General features: G+C 51.3%; 15 protein-coding genes. 9 read left to right on the top strand and 6 right to left on the bottom strand.

The features are described from left to right. Window positions 1-6: 6 nt before the first annotated feature. The gene (locus LDL70_RS08590) at window positions 7-366 is read right to left on the bottom strand and encodes a hypothetical protein (protein ID WP_225684856.1); all 360 of its coding nucleotides are present in this window, start codon (window positions 364-366) and stop codon (window positions 7-9) included. Between the two features lie 256 nt (window positions 367-622). After that, on the bottom strand, window positions 623-1,120 hold the full coding sequence (gene bcp / locus LDL70_RS08585; RefSeq protein ID WP_225684855.1) for a thioredoxin-dependent thiol peroxidase: 498 nt from the start codon (window positions 1,118-1,120) through the stop codon (window positions 623-625). Window positions 1,121-1,503: 383 nt separating this feature from the next. Between bcp and LDL70_RS08580 the strand changes: the two genes are divergently transcribed. After that, window positions 1,504-5,145: a DUF3971 domain-containing protein gene (locus LDL70_RS08580; protein WP_225684854.1), complete on the top strand. Its 3,642-nt coding sequence runs from the start codon at window positions 1,504-1,506 to the stop codon at window positions 5,143-5,145. 71 nt (window positions 5,146-5,216) lie between these two features. Here LDL70_RS08580 and tyrS read toward each other — a convergent pair whose 3' ends face one another. After that, window positions 5,217-6,470 carry a tyrosine--tRNA ligase gene (gene tyrS / locus LDL70_RS08575; protein WP_022711447.1) on the bottom strand — a complete coding sequence of 418 codons (1,254 nt, stop codon included), beginning with the start codon at window positions 6,468-6,470 and terminating at the stop codon, window positions 5,217-5,219. 251 nt (window positions 6,471-6,721) lie between these two features. Here tyrS and LDL70_RS08570 point away from each other — a divergent pair, with 251 nt between their 5' ends. Beyond that, the gene (locus LDL70_RS08570) at window positions 6,722-7,843 is read left to right on the top strand and encodes an anhydro-N-acetylmuramic acid kinase (RefSeq protein ID WP_225684853.1); all 1,122 of its coding nucleotides are present in this window, start codon (window positions 6,722-6,724) and stop codon (window positions 7,841-7,843) included. A gap of 42 nt (window positions 7,844-7,885) precedes the next feature. Here LDL70_RS08570 and LDL70_RS08565 read toward each other — a convergent pair whose 3' ends face one another. Then, window positions 7,886-8,560, bottom strand: a complete 675-nt coding sequence (locus tag LDL70_RS08565; protein WP_022711445.1) for an alpha/beta hydrolase — start codon at window positions 8,558-8,560, stop codon at window positions 7,886-7,888. A 287-nt stretch (window positions 8,561-8,847) separates the two neighbouring features. Between LDL70_RS08565 and LDL70_RS08560 the strand changes: the two genes are divergently transcribed. The 6 genes from LDL70_RS08560 (at window position 8,848) to LDL70_RS08535 (ending at window position 15,729) form a co-directional block, all read left to right on the top strand. Then, window positions 8,848-10,062, top strand: coding sequence for a cysteine desulfurase family protein (locus tag LDL70_RS08560; protein ID WP_225684852.1), 1,215 nt, complete (start codon window positions 8,848-8,850; stop codon window positions 10,060-10,062). Between the two features lie 221 nt (window positions 10,063-10,283). Continuing rightward, entirely contained in the window at window positions 10,284-11,807 is a 1,524-nt protein-coding gene (sufB, locus tag LDL70_RS08555) for a Fe-S cluster assembly protein SufB (RefSeq protein ID WP_225684851.1), read from the top strand. Window positions 11,808-11,897: 90 nt separating this feature from the next. Next, window positions 11,898-12,653: a Fe-S cluster assembly ATPase SufC gene (gene sufC / locus LDL70_RS08550; protein ID WP_022711442.1), complete on the top strand. Its 756-nt coding sequence runs from the start codon at window positions 11,898-11,900 to the stop codon at window positions 12,651-12,653. Between the two features lie 8 nt (window positions 12,654-12,661). Continuing rightward, on the top strand, window positions 12,662-13,939 hold the full coding sequence (gene sufD, locus LDL70_RS08545; protein WP_370637627.1) for a Fe-S cluster assembly protein SufD: 1,278 nt from the start codon (window positions 12,662-12,664) through the stop codon (window positions 13,937-13,939). 132 nt (window positions 13,940-14,071) lie between these two features. Further along, window positions 14,072-15,316 (top strand): cysteine desulfurase, encoded by a 1,245-nt coding sequence (locus LDL70_RS08540; protein WP_225684850.1) that lies wholly within the window; start codon window positions 14,072-14,074, stop codon window positions 15,314-15,316. 5 nt (window positions 15,317-15,321) lie between these two features. Beyond that, the gene (locus LDL70_RS08535; protein WP_225684849.1) at window positions 15,322-15,729 is read left to right on the top strand and encodes an SUF system Fe-S cluster assembly protein; all 408 of its coding nucleotides are present in this window, start codon (window positions 15,322-15,324) and stop codon (window positions 15,727-15,729) included. Between the two features lie 35 nt (window positions 15,730-15,764). On the opposite strand, the gene LDL70_RS08530 is transcribed toward LDL70_RS08535, so the two are convergent. After that, window positions 15,765-16,259, bottom strand: coding sequence for an Rrf2 family transcriptional regulator (locus tag LDL70_RS08530; protein WP_225684848.1), 495 nt, complete (start codon window positions 16,257-16,259; stop codon window positions 15,765-15,767). Between the two features lie 86 nt (window positions 16,260-16,345). Between LDL70_RS08530 and LDL70_RS08525 the strand changes: the two genes are divergently transcribed. Next, complete coding sequence (locus LDL70_RS08525; RefSeq protein ID WP_225684847.1) at window positions 16,346-16,792, top strand: carboxymuconolactone decarboxylase family protein; 447 nt, start codon at window positions 16,346-16,348, stop codon at window positions 16,790-16,792. 56 nt (window positions 16,793-16,848) lie between these two features. Here the strand turns inward: LDL70_RS08525 and LDL70_RS08520 are convergent, their stop codons facing one another. Continuing rightward, window positions 16,849-17,703, bottom strand: coding sequence for a hypothetical protein (locus LDL70_RS08520; protein WP_225684846.1), 855 nt, complete (start codon window positions 17,701-17,703; stop codon window positions 16,849-16,851). Window positions 17,704-17,924: the final 221 nt, after the last annotated feature.

Below are 17,924 nucleotides of genomic sequence, written 5' to 3'. Positions count from 1 at the left end.
GATCGGTTATTTCGGAACCGGGCCGGTGATGAAAGGATCAATTCCGGCAAAACTGGCAGCGGTGTTCAGATCAACAGCGCCTTCGTGGAATCTGGCATCATAAATCTGATCCGGCATTGGCGGCATCGGCTGAGCGGTGACACTCTTCTCAGATTTCAGCATGGTCAGGGATGTGTCAGGCAGCGGAGCCTGAGCCGGCAGAACAGACGCAGCCAAAGCACCGGCAACCAGCACACCTGCACTCACACCATAGCCGATGAGACCGGCGAGCAGAAAATTGCCTGCGCGGGACGGCAAACGCAGTCGCGCAACCGATGCGGAGAGTGGTGAGAGATAACGGGTCATGATCTTACCTGTGACTGACATAGTCTTATCCCGTAAAGCCTGCTGTTCGTTCTGCTTTTCATCAAATAAAAGCAGCTCTGTGATATTATCTCAGACAGATTTGCGGGTTTTGTATGGCAGAATAAGCTGCCTTTACTGCCTCGCAAGTACCGTCTGAGCAGATCACTTCTTAACTATAACAAACTGTGCGGACGGGTAAAACTATTCTGGACTGTTGCGCAGATCATACACCGTAACAGAGTTAATAAAGGGTTTCCGTGCCGTATATTTTCGGTCTTCAACCGAGTTTACGGGCGGCTTCAAGCACAGCCTCGGCATGACCGGCAACTTTTACCTTGCGCCAGACCTGTGCGATTTTTCCGTCTTTGCCGATCAGGAAGGTGGAGCGCTCAATGCCCATATATTTACGGCCATACATGCTCTTTTCTACCCAGACACCATAAGCATTGCTCAGAGATTTTTCTTCATCAGCAAGAAGCTCAATGGTGAGATCATGTTTATCGATAAATTTGTCATGCTTGCGCACGCTGTCAGGGGATACGCCGATAATGCTGACATTGATGGCATTAAATTCGGGTTTCAATGCGCTGAAGTCAATTGCCTCGCGGGTGCAGCCGCTGGTGTCGTCTTTCGGATAAAAATACAGCACATAGGCTTTGCCCTGAAGAGAGGCAGATGAAAGCGTGTCATCACCGTTTTTAGGCAGGGAAAATGCCGGAGCCGGATCACCTGCCTGCAAAGCAATTGCGGCAACATTATCTGTCGGGTTGGTCATAAGTGCGCCTTTCTTCATCCTTATGGGAGCAAGGACTGAGCGTGTAACGTTTCATCTGATCCGCGACACCCGCTCTGCCTGTTATTCATGTGAATGGTTGAGGATGTGTTCTACAATGATTCTGCACGAGGATTAATGTTGTGCCGGATAATAGAAAAACTCAAAGCATCCGGTGTCATTTTCTCGGGGGTAGGTGATTTGATTTATTTCCGCGACTTGTAATCATGTGTTGTTTCTGAAATTTTGTCAGTTAATCAGGGCTTTGAAATAACGATTCATCAATGACAGCAATCTGATCTGTTTTATATTGATGAGAAATGACAGAATTTCTTTTGAAAATTATGCAGTTCAGGTGCAGCCAATCCGGATAGTGATTTAAGTTTTTGAAAGAAAAACCAAGAAAAATCCGCTTTAACAAGCGTGACATACAGCATCTTGATCAGTATCCGTCATCCGGTGCGGGGCCTGAGAATAAAGCTGTGCTGAAAGACTGCCCTGATTATAAGACCGGCTTACATAACAGAGCAGCCCGCAAGGCAGCGCGCAGAAAGCGCAAAGGCTTTATTGCGAAATGCTGGCGCGCTTTCATCTCTGTCAGTTTCGCTTTGATTGTATTGGCCGGCATTGGTTTTCTCGTACTGCGTACCGGTATCAGCAGCGATATGTTGCGCGATGAAGCACAGCAGAGATTGCAGGAAATCTTAGGGCCTGATGCCGGTGTGTCGATCAGCAAGGCGCAGGTTTCGCTGGACGGTAACAGACATCTGGCAATTGAAGCGCGTGATGTTGCTCTGAACAGTCGCATTCAGGATGTGTCCGTAGAAAAGCTGGGCGTTGTCAGACTGGGGCTGGCACCTTTGCCGCTGCTGACCGGCTCAGTTCAGGTTGCCCAGATTGAAATCGGCGATGCTTTAATCCGCCTGCAAGAGGGGGAAACCAAGCCGAAGCCTTTTATCCGTTTGCCGTTTAATGACAGGGGACTGGTCGATTTTGATCAGCTGTCACGTGAAGTCTTTGCCGGTATTGATCAGACGCTGGCGCTGCTGGATATGCGCGGCACAAAAGCAATTGCATTGCACGATGTGACATTTGCTTTTCGCGCGATGGAGAAAGATCAGGAAATCCTGATCCGTAATGCGCAGGTCAGGCAGAACGGGCAGAAGGTAACGCTGGATGCCGAATTTGTCTGGCAGGGCAAAAGCACGGCATTGCAGGCGGAAATGATCCGTTCCGATGATCCCGCACATGCTTCTAACTTCTCCCTGACACTGGATAATATTCCGGTCAGTCTTGGTTCACCGGAAGAGGTCATGCCGCAAATGGGCAATGACCGGCCAAATCCGGCTTATTTTCATGTGAACAGCACGGCATCTCTGGCTTTAACCGGACAGGCCTCTACTGAGGTGCAAAAGGAAACCCTCTCCGGCCAGCTGACGCTTGATGATGCTGTCGTGGATATGGGGCGTGAGCGCGGCATCAAAGGCAATATGGCACTGTCTTTTGAGCATATAGCCGGTGGCGAGAAACTTGAAATTAAGGCGCTTGATCTCAATCTTGGCGGCTTATCCACGGTGCTTGAAGGTGCATTCGGGGTAGAGCCGGTTGCTGAAACGGAAAGTGCAGCCCAGAAAATCCGCGAACAGGCAGCGCGGATTGCGAATGGTGAAATGCCAGCTGCAGGGCAGCAGACAGACACTCTGCCTGTTTTGAAGAGTACGCGATCTGCGGTTACGCAAACGGAAACCGATATTGCGGAGAAACCGGCTTACCGTTTTGAGCTGGTGTCCAGAAAAGCCGTCAGTGCGCCGGAAAATTCTGCCGAAGCGCCTTTGCCATTCGGCGTGAAGATTGCCGGTCGTCTGATGCAGAATGCCAGCCGCGTTGATTTCAATGATCTGAATGTCAAAACAGATTCCGGTGAGCTTTACGGGCAGGGGCGCATGATCTTTGGTCACGGCTCTCCGGCGATGATTTTTATGCTGCGCATACCGGGTATGCCGGTCGCACAGGCCAAGCAGCTCTGGCCGCTCAATGTGGCTGACGGCGCGCGCGACTGGGTGCTGAAAAACCTGTTTGGTGGTCATATGACCGAAGGCCGGATTGATATTGCACTGCCTGCCGGTCACTTCAACGGACCGGGACTGCCGCCGGATTTGACAGAATCCGATATCAAGGCTGATTTCAGGGTTGAAGGCACACGGTTTGACGTGATCGGTGAGATACCGCCGGTGCGTGATGCAACGGGCACGATTGCGGTGCGCGGTGCGCATACAACCATCAAGCTTGAAAAAGGTACGGCCTTTACACCGGTTAACCGCCAGATCAATGTGGATGGCGGAACATTATTTGTGCCTTGGGGACGTCAGCGTCCGGTGATTGCGGATCTTGATCTCGATCTCAGCGGTGAGGCACCGGCGATCACAGAGCTTGTTGGTTATAAGCCGATCAATGCCTTGCGCAAATTGCCTTTCAGCGCGGAAGATCTCAACGGCAATGTGAATGCGAAAGTAAAAGTTGCGTTTTCGGTTACCAAAGATGCACCAAAGGATAGTCTGAAATGGCAGGCTGATCTGGCTTTCAGCGATGTGACTTTGAAGAAACCGTTTAACGGTCAGAATGTGACGCAGGCCAAAGGCACTCTGAGCGTCAATGATGATGTGGCTAAAATCGATGCGACTGCACGGCTGAATAATATTCCGGCCAAGCTGGCACTGGTTGAGCCTTTGGCGGATACAAATATCAAGCGTCAGCAAAATATCCGGCTGGAGCTGGATGATAAAACGCGTGAGACTTATTATCCGGGGCTGAACGATATTTTTAAAGGCCCGCTGACGCTGGATCTGGGCGAAGAACAGGGTGAGATGCGCAAAATCTCCGCTGATCTTGGCAAGACGCAGGTCAATCTGCCATGGCTCGGCTGGAAAAAAGGTACAGGCATTCCTGCGAAGCTCACAATGGATATGAAGCTGCCGAAGGAAGGCAAAGGGCCGGTACTGGTTCGTAACTTTATCTTTGACGGCACCGGTTTTCATGTCAGCGGTGATCTGACGCTTGAAAATAATGAATTGCAGAGTGCAAATATCCGCAAGCTCAATCTGACGCGTAATGATGATCTCAGCCTTGAAGTGCGCAAATCCGGTAATGGCTTCCGTGCGGATGTTCGTGGTACGGCTTTTGATGCGCGGGCGCTGATCCAGCAGGCGGTTTCAGGCAATACGGATGAAAAGAAAGCCGGTCAAAGCAAAAACGGGGTGATGCCGCGCATTGTCGTCAATGCACAGATTGATGATGTGAAAGGGTTCTATGATGAGAGCCTGCGTAATGTCACCGTGTCTTATGAAACCGCAGGGGCAAAAGTCTCCGGCGTGTCGCTGAATGCGGTGACGGGCAATGGTGCACAGGTCAGCGCAACGTCCAGCAACCAGAAAGGCGCCAGTTCTGTGGCGCTGAGCTCGGCCAATGCCGGAGCGGTGCTGCGCTTCTTTGATTTTTACGACAAGATGCGCGGCGGCAGAATTACCGTTAATCTGACCTCGCAGGGCACGGGGCCGCTTTATGGCGCAATTGATGCCCGTGATTTCTCGGTCATTAATGAGCCGCGTCTGGATAAGCTGGTCTCTAGCAGTTCCAATGGCGGCAAGAGCCTCAATCAGGCAGTGCGCGGTAATATTGATGTGACGCGGGTCGATTTCGAACGCGGCTATTCGCAGATTGAAAAGGGCTCCGGCTATCTGACGCTGAAGAACGGCGTCCTTCGCGGCCCGCTGATCGGTGCTACTTTTCAGGGCATTCTCTACGACCGCAACGGCAATATGTCCGTTACCGGTACATTCATGCCTGCCTATGGTCTGAACCGTCTGTTTGGTGAAGTGCCGGTGCTGGGCGCAATTCTCGGCAATGGCCGCGACCGTGGTCTGATCGGGATTACCTATAAGCTGGCAGGCAATGCCAAGCAGCCGAATATTATCGTCAATCCGATTTCTGCGATTGCGCCGGGGATTTTCCGCTCGATCTTCGAATTCTAATCGGCGAAGCTTTTATAATAAAAAAGCGCGGATTACTCCGCGCTTTTTGCGTATTTGTATTAACGCTGGTTTTATTCCGGACGTACCAGAATGTGCTTTTTCTTACCCAGCGATAGTTTGATGATACCGTCTTCGGTAACGTCACCGGCAGTGATACCGGCGCGTTCATCCTGAACAGCCACATCATTGATGCGCACAGCACCGCCCTGAATGTGACGGCGCGCTTCACCATTAGACGATGCAAGACCGGCTTTAACCAGCAGAGCCTGAATACCGAGACCAGCCGACAGCTCGTCTTTAGCAATGCTCAGGCTTGGCAGATTGTCAGAAATTGCACCTTCTTCAAAAGTTTTGCGTGCAGTTTCCGCAGCCTGTTCCGCAGCTTCACGACCGTGGAGCATGGCAGTGATTTCGGTGGCCAGAATCTTCTTGGTTTCGTTGATTTCCGAACCGCCAAGTGCTGCCAGACGCGCAATCTCATCCATAGGCATGGTGGTGTAGAGCTTGAGGAAGCGTTCTACGTCGGCATCTTCAGTATTACGCCAGTACTGCCAGAAGTCATACGCGCTCAGCATGTCAGCGTTGAGCCAGACAGCGCCATTGAGCGACTTACCCATTTTCGCACCGGAAGAGGTGGTCAGCAGCGGCGAAGTCAGCGCGTAGAGCTGCGGCGTGCCCATGCGGTGACCGAGATCAATACCATTGATGATATTGCCCCATTGGTCAGAGCCGCCCATCTGCAGGCGCATATCGTAGCGCTTGCTGAGTTCAACAAAGTCATAAGCCTGAAGGATCATGTAGTTGAATTCAAGGAAGGACAGTGACTGTTCACGATCAAGGCGGGTTTTAACCGAGTCAAAGGACAGCATGCGGTTGACGGAGAAATGACGGCCGACATCACGCAGGAACTCGAGATAGTTGAGACCTGCCAGCCAGTCGGCATTATTGACCATCAGCGCGTCGGTTTTGCCTTCGCCGAAAGTGAGGTAATTGGTGAAAACCTTTTTGATACCGGCAATATTGTCGGCAATGGTTTCAACCGTCATCAGCTTGCGGGCTTCTTCTTTAAATGACGGATCACCGACCATACCGGTGCCGCCGCCCATCAGCGCAACCGGACGATGACCGGTTTTCTGCATCCAGTGCAGCATCATGATCTGAATGAGGCCGCCCGCATGCAGACTGGATGCTGTCGGGTCGAAGCCAATATACGCAGTCACAGTTTCCTTGGTGAAGAGTTCATCCAGACCTGATTCATCGGAGACCTGATGAATAAAGCCACGTTCGGAAAGTGTGCGTAGAAAATCGGACTTAAAGCCGGACATTGATTTTTCCTGTCTGACAAAGGATTGTGATATGGGAAGACCCCAGAGAGCAGGCCGTGAATATTATTCCGGTGACTGACACAATCCAGCGTTTAACATTATTGCAGGGCAAATCACAATAAAGGTGTGACATCGTAAAAGGCGATTTTATCGCAAATTGCTGTCGTTTTGTGCCGTTTGTGTGGTTTATGTAACCTGCTTGTACCTGCCAACCGTGCAAAACCGGAAATATTGAAAACGGAAAGACAAAGATGACTGCACTCTATCGCGCACTCGGATTGATGAGCGGCACCTCCATGGACGGTATTGATCTGGCGCTGATCCGGACAGACGGTGAGCAGGTGGTTGAGCGCATTGCTTCCGGCAGCATGAATTATTCCGATGCGTTTCGTGCCCGTCTGAAACAAGGACTTGTTGATGCTCGGAGCGTCACGCAGCGTGATGAGCGTATTGGTATTCTTGAAAAACTTGAGCATGATCTGACATTGCTGCATGCGGTGGCGGTGCAGGACTTTTTGTTCGCCAATCGTCTAAGCGCAGATGATGTGGATGTCATCGGTTTTCATGGGCAGACGGTGCTGCATCGTCCTGATAATGCGCTGACCGTGCAGATCGGTGACGGTGCATTGCTGGCACAGGAAACCGGCATTGATGTGGTTTATGATATGCGCGCTGAGGATATGCGCTATGGCGGGCAGGGCGCGCCGCTGATCCCCGCCTATCATGCGGCCTTGGCACATAATCTGGAGCAGCAGCCGAATATGCCGGTTGTTTTCGTCAATATTGGCGGGATTTCCAATCTGACCTATGTCGATGAGACAGGGCGGCTGGCAGCTTTTGACAGTGGCCCCGGCAATATGCTGATCGACCAGTGGATGGAACTGCACGGGCAGGGCAGTTTTGATGCCGGTGGTGCACTGGCATTGAGTGGTGCTGTAAATACCGAGTTGGCCGCGTATTATCTGAGCAATGCATTCTTCGCCGGTAATCAGCGTCGCTCGCTGGATCGCGGAGATTTTGCTGTGCCTTCAATCGGTGTTGTATCGGTTGAGGATGGTGCCCGTACATTGGCCTATGTGGCAGCGGCTTCGATCCTGCAATCAGCATCCCATCTGCCACAGAAGCCTCGCAGTTATGTTGTGAGTGGCGGCGGGCGTAAGAATGCAGCGATTATGGCTGAACTCTCTGCCTTGGCGAAAGCTGAAGGTGCCGCGGTGATTGATGCGGATACAGCCGGGCTGGACGGTGATTCCATGGAGGCTGAGGCCTGGGGCTATCTGGCTGTGCGCAGTTTGAAAGGCTTGCCGCTGACTTATCCCTCAACAACCGGTTGCGACAAGCCGGTGAGTGGCGGGGTCTTGGTAAAGGCATAAATAAAAAAGACCGGCGATTAGCCGGTCTTTTGCTTTTGTCGATTAGCGCAGGCGCTTTTGGCGGACCTCTGTCAACTCGCCCATCAGGCGGCGATCAAGATATTCCGAACATTCCGCAATCAGCTCATCACCCATACCGGAGAAGAAGTGATTGGCGCCGGCCATGGTGTTCTGCGTAATCGTGATGCCCTTCTGGGTTTTCAGCTTATCAACCAGAACCTGCACATCTTTCGGTGGTGCAACCTTGTCCTGATCGCCGTGAATGATCAGACCCGATGAAGGGCAAGGTGCGAGGAATGAGAAGTCATAAGTGTTCGGCTGCGGTGCAATCGACATGAAGCCTTCGATTTCCGGACGGCGCATAAGCAACTGCATGCCGATCCACGCACCGAAGGAATAACCGGCAACCCAGCAGGTTTTGGAATCAGGATGCAGCGACTGCACCCAGTCCAGTGCGCTTGCCGCATCGGACAATTCACCCGCGCCGTGATCAAATTCACCCTGACTGCGTCCGATTCCGCGGAAGTTAAACCGCAGAGTCGTGAAATTGCGGCTCTGGAACATGTAAAACAGATCATAAACGATCTTGTTATTCATGGTGCCGCCGAATTGCGGATGCGGGTGCAGGATGATGGCGATTGGTGCATTCTTCTCGCTTGAAGGCTGATAACGCCCTTCAAGGCGACCCGCAGGACCATTAAAGATGACTTCTGGCATATGTACTCCGCTATAACCGCCGGGTTGCGTGACCATTTGGCCGGTTCGCAACACAAGTGTCGTATTTGTTATTTATAAGCCTGATTGTTACCAATCATGACTTTACGGCTTAAATTCTGAGCAAATCCTTGACTGTTTCGCTCATAAATCTTACAACCGACTTTAGAATCTTTCAAAACTGGAGGGTGTAAAAAAACACTCATGCAGCTTAATAGTCTGCTCTGGTTTGAAATTTCAAGATAATTGCGCGTTTAACGCAAATATGGTGCTTCGCGAAAGAGTCTGCAATGCCAAAGCCGCGTATCTATTTCGATTATAATGCCAGTGCGCCGCTGAGTGAAGCTGCGCGCGAGGCTGTGGTCGCGGCATTGAATGTGACAGGTAATCCGTCTTCTGTGCATCAGGAAGGCCGTGCAGCGCGTGCGCTGGTTGAATCAGCACGACGTGACGTGGCAGCCCTTTGCGGTGCGAAGCCGGATCATGTGTTTTTCACCTCCGGTGCAACCGAAGCAGCAAACACATTGCTGACTCCGCTTTATAAGATGGGGCGCTCGGAACTGCGCCTGTCGCATCTTTATGTTTCGGCGACTGAGCATCCGTGCATGTTATCCGGCGGGCGTTTTGCTGCGGAGAATATGACTGTGCTGCCGGTCGATCATCAGGGCATTGTTGATCTTGATGTGCTGGAACAGGCGTTGAAAGCGCATGATAAATCCAAAGGCCTGCCGCTGGTTGCAGTTCAATGGGCGAATAATGAGACTGGTGTTATTCAGCCGGTAGAAAAAATCGGCGCGCTGGTAAAAGCTGCCGGTGGTTTCTTCATTGTCGATGCCGTGCAGGCAGCAGGGCGCATCGCGCTTGATATTGCTGCAGCTTCTGCCGATTATCTCATTCTCTCTTCCCACAAAATCGGCGGCCCTAAAGGTGTTGGTGCTGTGGTTGCGATCTCTGATCTGGTTATGCCGTCTGCGCTGGTGCGCGGTGGCGGGCAGGAGAAAGGGCATCGTGCCGGTACTGAAGCCTTGCCGCTGATCGCCGGTTTTGGTGCAGCTGCACGCGAAGCTTTGGCAGCACAACAAGAGGGCAGCAATCTGCCACGCTGGTCGGATACAATTCGCACAACAATTGAGAACGGTGTGCGCAAACTGGCAGATGATGTGCTGGTGCATGGAGATACTGTGCCGCGCCTGCCGAATACAAGTTTTATTTCCTTGCCCGGTATGAAAGCCGAGACTATGCAGATCGCTTTTGATCTGGGCGGTATTGCACTTTCTGCCGGTTCTGCCTGTTCATCAGGTAAGGTTGGCGCAAGCCATGTGCTTGCGGCGATGGGCTATGAGGATGAATGCGGTGCATTGCGCGTTTCGACAGAAAAGTCGACGACAATGCAGGACGCAGAAGCATTTCTGACGATTTTCGAAAGACTGGTAGCCAGACGGGATCAGACACGCAGTCAGATTCAGGCGCAGTTTTCGGGCGAATCGGAAAATAATGCCGCCTGAGAGGGCAGGTATTTCTGAATGGCCATTGTGGTTTTGCGCACAGTAATGTGATGCGAAACCGGCCGGAGTTCAAAGTCTGAGGCGGTGCTCTTTAAAACATCGCCAGCTGACAGGCTTTTACAGCGCATCAATGCGCACTATATGTTTATGACAGCAAAATCTTTGCTGCCATAGCGTTTTTAACTGTCGGGCCTTGACCCTGACAAGGATGGAGAACGGCGATGCCTGCAGTGCAGGAAACGATCGATCAGGTCGCCACGCTTGACGTGGACCAGTACAAATATGGTTTTGAAACAACCATCGAAATGGATAAGGCTCCTAAGGGGCTGAATGAAGATATTATCCGTTTCATTTCTGCTAAAAAAGAAGAGCCGGAATGGATGCTGGAATGGCGTCTGGATGCTTACCGCCGCTGGCTCACTATGGAAGAGCCGAAATGGGCGCGTGTTGATTATCCGGAAATTGATTTTCAGGATATCCGCTATTATGCGGCTCCTAAAAATCAGACCGGCCCTAAGTCTCTGGATGAAGTTGATCCGGAACTGCTGCGTACCTATGAAAAGCTCGGAATTCCGCTGCGTGAGCAGGAAATTCTGGCCGGTGTACGCAAACAGGGTGAGCCGAGCGAGATTGACGGCAATCCGGCAGACAATGTCTATGCATCAGGCCGCGTGGCTGTTGATGCGGTGTTTGACAGTGTTTCCGTTGTCACCACTTTTAAGGCTGAGCTTGCCAAAGCCGGTGTGATTTTCTGCTCGATTTCGGAAGCAATCCGCGAATATCCGGAACTGGTGAAGAAATATCTGGCTTCTGTTGTGCCGGTTTCGGACAATTATTACGCCACACTCAACTCCGCTGTCTTTACGGACGGATCATTCGTCTATGTACCAAAAGGCGTTCGCTGCCCGATGGAACTGTCGACTTATTTCCGTATCAATGAAAAAGACACCGGCCAGTTCGAGCGTACGCTGATTATTGCCGAAGAGGGCGCTTATGTGTCCTATCTTGAAGGCTGTACAGCGCCGCAGCGTGATGAAAACCAGCTCCATGCAGCTGTTGTTGAGCTGATCGCGCTGGATGATGCCGAAATCAAATATTCCACCGTCCAGAATTGGTATCCGGGCGATAAGGAAGGCAAAGGCGGTATCTATAACTTCGTGACCAAGCGCGGCGATTGCCGTGGCGACCGTTCGAAGATTTCCTGGACGCAGGTCGAAACCGGCTCTGCGGTCACATGGAAATACCCGTCCTGCATTCTGCGTGGTGATGATTCACGCGGTGAGTTCTACTCGATTGCGGTATCCAACGGTTATCAGCAGATCGATAGTGGCACCAAGATGATCCATCTCGGTAAGAACACATCGAGCCGCATCATCTCCAAGGGTATTTCGGCAGGTAATTCCAACAATACCTATCGCGGTCAGGTTTCTGCCCATCGTAAAGCAACCAATGCCCGTAACTTCACCCAGTGTGACAGTTTGCTGATCGGCAATGATTGCGGTGCGCATACGGTACCTTATATCGAAGCGAAAAACTCGACTGCGCAGTTCGAGCATGAAGCAACAACCTCGAAAATCTCTGAAGACCAGCTGTTCTATGTGATGCAGCGCGGTATTCCGGAAGAAGAGGCGATTGCTCTGATCGTGAACGGCTTCGTTAAGGAAGTTATTCAGGAACTGCCGATGGAATTTGCCGTGGAAGCTCAGAAGCTTATCGGTATCTCGCTCGAAGGTTCGGTTGGTTAAACAGGGATGGCGGAGTGAGACTTCGCCCCTTTAACTAACATTCATTGATATTTTCGGATCCTGAGAGATCCGGTATAAAAGGTTACACTCATGTTAGAGATCATTAATCTGCACGCCAAAATCGCTGACACGGATACAGAAATCATCCGTGGTCTGAACCTCACTGTTAAAGCCGGTGAAGTGGCTGCGATCATGGGCCCGAACGGTTCGGGTAAATCCACGCTGTCTTACATTCTGGCCGGTCGTTCGGACTACGAAGTTACCTCCGGTGATATTCTGTATAACGGCGAAAGCATTCTGGAACTCGATCCTGCGGAACGTGCAGCCAAGGGCATCTTCCTTGCATTCCAGTATCCGCTGGAAATTCCAGGCGTTGCCACAATGGAATTCCTGAAAGTTGCGATGAATGCGCAGCGTAAGGCTCGCGGTGAAGAAGAGCTGAAAATTCCTGAACTGCTGCGTCGCGTTAAGGAAGCTGCCGGCGGCCTGAATATGGATATGGCCATGCTGAAGCGTCCGCTCAATGTCGGCTTTTCCGGCGGTGAGAAGAAACGTGCGGAAATTCTGCAGATGCAGCTTCTGGAACCATCACTCTGTGTTCTCGATGAAACCGACTCCGGTCTGGACATTGATGCGCTGAAGATCGTTTCCGATGGTGTGAACGCTCTGCGTTCGCCTGACCGTGCTGTGATCGTTATCACTCACTATCAGCGTCTGCTTGAATATATCGTACCGGACAGTGTGCATGTTCTTTACAAAGGACAGGTGATCAAATCCGGCGATAAGAGCCTCGCTCTGCATCTGGAAGAAAACGGATACGCTGAAATCATCGGCGCAGCTGCTTAAAGAGAGGGATGAATATGAACGTCCATCTTCAGAAGGTCAGAACGCCGGCTGAGAGTGCATTGATTGATGCATTCGCTGTCCGCGTCGGTGATCTGCCGGGTGATACGGAAGTCGTAAGCGCCCGCGATAACGCACTGGAAGCTTTGAAAATCAACGGTCTGCCTGGCCGTCGTATTGAAAGCTGGCACTATACAGATCTGCGCACATTGCTGCGCTCGGTTGCACCGTTTGATGCGAATGTGAGCCATAAATCTGTTGCGCCGCTGCTTGACGGTTCTGCCGTGCTGACCGTTGCCAATGGTGTTGCGCAGAAGCCTGTGCAGATCGAAGGCGTACGTGTTGAAGCGATCCGCGATATTTTGGGGCAGGGCATTGCTGCCCATACCCTGAAAACCCGTGGTGATGATGATGCGATCGGCCAGATCAACGCAGCCTATGCCAGCGATGGCTGGGGCCTGTCCGTTGCTGACGGTACCGAGCTGGAACAGGCTGTTGAGCTGCAGAATTTGCAGCCTTCCGGTCAGTCCCATGTGCGTTTTCCGGTCAAGATCGGCTCGAATGTCAAAGCGACATTTATCGAGCGCCAGATCGGCGGTGAAGCAGAAACTTTCGCAACCAGTATCGGTCATGTGACCATTGCTGATAATTCAGAGATCGTCTGGGTTATCGTGCGTGAGCATACGGATCTCTCCACGCAGTTGTCGCAGATCAATGTGACAATTGGTGAGAATTCCAAGCTGATCCTGTTCGTGATGAATGCCGGCGGCAAGCTGGTGCGTCAGGAAATCAATGTGGATGTAAAGGGCGAAGGCTCTGACTTCCAGCTGCGTACACTCAACCTGCTTGGCGGCGAAACAGTGACTGACGTGACCATGAATGTTGGTCATCTCGTTGAAAACACCACCTCGACCGAGGTTGTGCGCAATGTGGTGACAGACAAAGCGCGTGGTATTTTTCAGGGCATGATCCGCGTTGCGCAGATCGCTCAGAAAACTGACGCGAAAATGGCCTGTAACACTTTGCTGTTATCAGATGATGCGGAATTTGCGGCTAAACCTGAGCTGGAAATCTTTGCGGATGACGTGGCCTGCGGTCACGGTGCGACTGTGCGTGAGATTGAAAAGGATCACCTTTTCTATCTGATGGCGCGCGGGGTGCCTGAAAATGCAGCCCGTGGCCTGCTGGTCAAAGCCTTTATTGCAGAAGTGATCGAAGAGCTGGAAAACGAAACCCTCGTTGAAAAGCTTGAAGATATCTTGCAGGCGTGGCTCGAAAAACACGCATAATAATGCATATAGAGAGCGGGAAATTTCCCGCTCTTCTTCCCTGATATAGAGCACATGGTGCCTTATTGATTTTTGTGAGCACCCAGTGCTCTTGCCTGCTTTTTTGAGCACAAAGTGCTCAGGAGTACGATTATGAATCAATTATCGTCTGTACTGCAAAATTATGATGTTGAAGCAATCCGCCGTGATTTCCCGATCCTGTCGCGTGAAGTCTATGGCAATCCGCTGATCTATCTCGATAATGGTGCCTCGGCACAGAAGCCGCAGGCGGTTATTGATGCGATAACGCATGCCTATTCCAACGAATATGCCAATGTGCATCGCGGCCTGCATTACCTCTCCAATGCCGCAACCGATGCCTATGAGCGCTCGCGTGAAAAAGTACGCGGCTTTCTCAATGCCGGTTCTGTAGACGAGATCATCTTTACCAAATCGGCGACAGAGGCGATCAATACGGTTGCCTATGGCTATGGTATGCCCAAAATCGGTGAGGGTGATGAAATCCTGCTCACCATTCTTGAGCATCATTCCAATATCGTGCCTTGGCATTTCATTCGTGAGCGTCAGGGTGCCAAACTGGTATTCGCGCCGGTGGATGATGAAGGTGTGTTCCACCTTGATGAATTCGAGAAATGCATTACCCCGAAAACCAAACTGATTGCGCTGACTCACATGTCCAATGTGACGGGTACGGTTCTGCCGATTAAAAAGATCGTCGAGCTTGCTCATGCACGCGGCATTCCGGTGCTGGTGGATGGTTCTCAGGCTGCCGTGCATATGCCGGTAGATGTGCGTGATCTCGGTTGTGACTGGTATATTATGACCGGCCACAAGCTTTATGGCCCGTCCGGTATCGGCGTGCTGTATGGCCGTATGGAAATGCTGGAACAGATGCGCCCGTTTATGGGGGGTGGTGAAATGATTGAAGAGGTGACAGTTGATAATGTTACCTATAATCATCCGCCGCATCGTTTTGAGGCCGGAACACCGCCGATCGTGCAGGCTATTGGATTGGGCGCGGCGCTTGACTATATAGAGAGCATAGGTCGTGAGGCTATTGCTGCCCATGAGGCTGATCTGCGTCTCTATGCGCATGAGTCTCTGGCGAAAATTAACTCACTGCGTATTGTCGGCAATGCACCGGATAAAGGCGCGATCATTGCGTTTGAGATGCAGGGTATTCATGCCCATGACGTTTCAACTCTGATTGACCGTGCAGGAATTGCAGTGCGGGCAGGCACCCATTGTGCTCAGCCATTGCTGCAGCGCTTTGGAGTAACATCGACCTGCCGTGCTTCCTTCGCTATGTATAATACCCGCGCGGAAGTGGATGCTCTGGTTGCAGCGCTTGAAAAAGCAAGACAGTTTTTTGGATGATGAATATGGATACTAAACAGCAAGTGCCGGTCGCAGATGTGATCGCAGCAGATGAAGAAAACAGTGCTTCAAAAGTGTTTTCCGCTTCCGCAATTCCGGAAGAAGAATTGCTGCGCCTGACCGATGATATTATCGGCGCGCTGAAAACTGTCTATGATCCGGAAATTCCGGCAGATATTTATGAGCTCGGCCTGATCTACAAGGTTGATATTGAAGATGACCGTACGGTCAAAATCGATATGACTTTGACTGCGCCTGGTTGTCCTGTGGCCGGTGAAATGCCGGGTTGGGTGGAAAATGCCATTGGCGCGGTTGAGGGTGTTTCCCATGTGGAAGTGACCATGACCTTTGATCCGCCATGGACACCGGACCGTATGTCCGAGGAAGCTCAGGTTGCTGTGGGCTGGTACTGATTTTAAAAACGCTGCGGAAACGCAGCGTTTTTTATTTAGCGGGCATGTAAGTTAAGATAATCGGATACGAGTAGCTTGCTGGAAGGGCTGATCTGCTGCTCGCCGTCCTGCATGAGATCGGCAACAGTCTGGCTGCGTAAAGCATCGCGCCAGAGCTGTTCCGCGGCCAGCATCCGCGATTTGATGAAACAATCTCTCTTATAGTTGCAGGGATCTTGTGATTTTCCCGGTGCGCGGCGGCGAATTTCCCTGCAAATAAAGGCCGGTTCTTTGCCGTCAATCGCTTCCACAATATCGAGCAATGTAATCTGTTGCGGAATATGTGCGAGCCGGTAGCCGCCACGCGGCCCCGGAACAGCTATAATCACATCAGCAGCGGTGAGGGCACGCAGATGTTTGAGCAGATAGCTCTCGGATACGCCATGCAGCTCCGCCAGATGTTTTCCCGCCAGAACCTTATTCTCCGGCAGCCCTGACAGTACGAGTGCGCAATGCAATGCCGCCTCAACCCCGTCGCTCATTCTGCGCATATCATACCTTTAAGATTTGTTAATTTCTTATCATCGATATATTATATCGATGATTCTAGGGCAAACTTTTATTTCGGACAAATGATATGCAAAGCAGAATGAATATCGCGAAAATTACACCAGAGCTTTATCAGTCAATACAGGCATTGGACGCAGCTGTTGATGCAGCGGGGTTGGATAAGCGTCTGCTGCATCTGGTGAAAATCCGCGCTTCACAGATTAACGGCTGCTCCTATTGTACGGATATTCATGTCCGTGATGCTCATAAAGACGGTATGGATATGCAGACTTTATATATGACAAGCGCATGGCGTGAATCGCCGTGTTTTGATGCGCGTGACCGTGCTGTGCTGGAATGGACCGAACATCTGACGCGGGTTGCAGAACTCGGCGTGCCGGATACTCTTTATGAAAGTGTCAAAGCGCTGTTCTCCGAAGAAGAGATTGCCAAGCTGATTGTGGCTATTGGCATGATCAATTTGTGGAACCGGATTGGTGTCAGCACGCAGCTCATTCATCCGCGTAAGCCGTAAAACAAAAAAAGCCTGTCAGTGATGACAGGCTTTCCTACAGGTGATCGACAGAGGAGTTACGGAGCACCGCATTCCTCAGGCACGCTTTTCTCCAGCGGCAGCGGTGATTTCGATAATGTGCCAGCCATGATTGCCATTGGCTTGAATGGCGGCATTGCCTGCATGGCAGGGTTGCTCATGCTGATCGTATAACAACCGGTATAAACCTGCGCTTTGCCTTCAGCCAGTTTGGATTCAATAGCGATCGGCACTGACCAGTAGATTTGTCCTGCACCCGGATCAGGCTCGCTGCTGCCGAGCTTGATGCTGACAGATTCTGTACCGGCATAGCCCTTGGCATATTTCTCAAAATCATCGCCTTGCTGGCCTTCAGCATAATAGCTGTAGGCACGCACATATTCTTTGCGGTTAATGGCATTGTAATAGGATTCCAGCAATTTCTGCGGTGTGCTGCGGTCATCCACATAATCGGGCAGAACCAAGCCTTCAGCCACTTCTTTTGTGGCTTCAGGTGCCGGAGCTTCGGGCTTGTCTGCAGCTTCTGTGGATTTTTTAGCATCCGGCTTATCTGCAGGCACAGCATCTTCTTTTGGCTTTTCAGCTTCAGTTTTCTCCGCTTTGGCTTTTTCGACCTTAGCTTTTTCTTCCTCAGAATCTTTAGCTGCTGCTTCACCGGCCTTTTTCAGAGCATCGGGCTTTACCTTTTGCTGTGCTGCAGGCTTGTCTTTGGTTTCAGCTGTCCCTGCCGCCTTGGCATAAATCGCACTGCCGGTCAGCAAAGCTGCACCGATAATTGTGGTTCCAAGCAGTCGCATGATTGTAAGGCGCTGTTGTTGAGCGCGACCCTGTGTGATGGCCAATGCAACGGGACGATGCGATGCGGGGTTATGACGGCTCTGCTGAATACCCATTAAAATCTCCGCTTAGCTGAGGCAAAGAACCTGAGATGCTCTTTTATTCGCAAAAGACTGCAAACAGATCATGGCAATTTTACGCGTTTTGCGAATTATTCATTTTATTCTTATGCGCTGTAAAGAACAGAAAATCTTGCGTTAAATGCAGGATCAGAGCGTTGCTTTACTTGCAGTCAGGACTGTGTGAGACTAGATAGAGTATCAGAGGTAAACCGGAC

It is taken from the genome of Pseudochrobactrum sp. XF203 (assembly GCF_020341615.1).
Classification (GTDB): domain Bacteria; phylum Pseudomonadota; class Alphaproteobacteria; order Rhizobiales; family Rhizobiaceae; genus Pseudochrobactrum; species Pseudochrobactrum saccharolyticum.
Note: the sequence above shows the minus strand (reverse complement) of the source record. Positions and strands in the feature narration are given on the sequence as shown.